Consider the following 1,078-nt stretch of genomic DNA (forward strand, 5'->3'; position numbering starts at 1 on the left):
TTTTCCTTATTCAGTTATTTGCCAGTCAAAAGCCACTTAATTCGCACTATGAGCCTGTTTCTCTTGGCCCTTCATTACCTTTATCTTCCTCGACTGAGGATTACCTTGATGTGCCTACTCCTCAGATTCCAGAGTATTTGAAAGCGGAGCCTAGTGAGATTGAGCAGCTGATTGAAGCCTTAGTAAGCTTACTGGTTCAAGAACACTCAAGTGAGAAACACTTACCGTCTTTTCACGCAAGCTTGAAAGAAATGCGTAACGACTTAATACAGTCCTACCCAGATACAGGTGCGGAAATATTTGAGCGAATTATTCGAACGGCTTTCCCCGAGTTAGTAGATGATATTCTTGCTTTATTAGCAATGCTTGATATCTATGACGAGTGGCTCTTGACTAATATATTAGATCTGAATGAAATGCCTGCGTTGCAGCAGCAAGGCATGTTGTGGCAAAAGCGCTATGAAATTTTTGGTGAGGAGTTAGCAGAAGCTATTTGGGAGAAAGAACGAAGTGCTGAAGAAGATAAACGAGAGTCGATGCTCTCTACCGTTAATATGCTTAACCAGTCACTTGATATGAGCATGCAAGACCGAGTTTATCTATTGCAAAGCGCTTATGATGAAAACTATTTTGGCTCTGTTGAAGATTTGGTGCTTGATTCGAAAGGTATGTTATCTCAAGTTGTCTTTGGTCTTAATGCTGTACAAAGTGAACTCGGTGCATTAACACGTGAAGAACGTCAGTATGAAATTAATGAAGTGAGGCGGCTCATCGGATTCGAAGAGTCCCAGATAGAATGGTTGGCCAAGCGAGACCAAGAGAGAGAGGATCGGTGGAATAATGGTTACGCATATATGGAAGAGCGTTCACTTGTCTCTGAGCAGTTTGAAGGCGAAGCCTTAGTAGAAAAGCTAAGCGCTTTGCGAGAGAAGTACTTTAAAAATGAGGCCAGTACCATCCAGAAGGAAGAAGAAATGTTAGGTTTCTTCCGTTATAACAGAGAAAGGGTTTATGGGCGAAACTGATTACTTAAGAGTCTTCAAATGGAAAGAAAAAAGGCGCGTTGAGTTTTCTCAAT

1 protein-coding gene is annotated in these 1,078 nt (G+C 41.5%); it reads left to right on the forward strand.

Annotated features, from left to right (window positions below; all coding sequences use genetic code 11):
* A partial coding sequence (locus A3735_RS30330) for a hypothetical protein (RefSeq protein ID WP_068633112.1) occupies positions 1-1,025 on the forward strand: 1,025 nt, incomplete at its 5' end.
* Between the last annotated feature and the right edge of the window lie 53 nt (positions 1,026-1,078).

The organism is Oleiphilus sp. HI0061 (assembly GCF_001635675.1).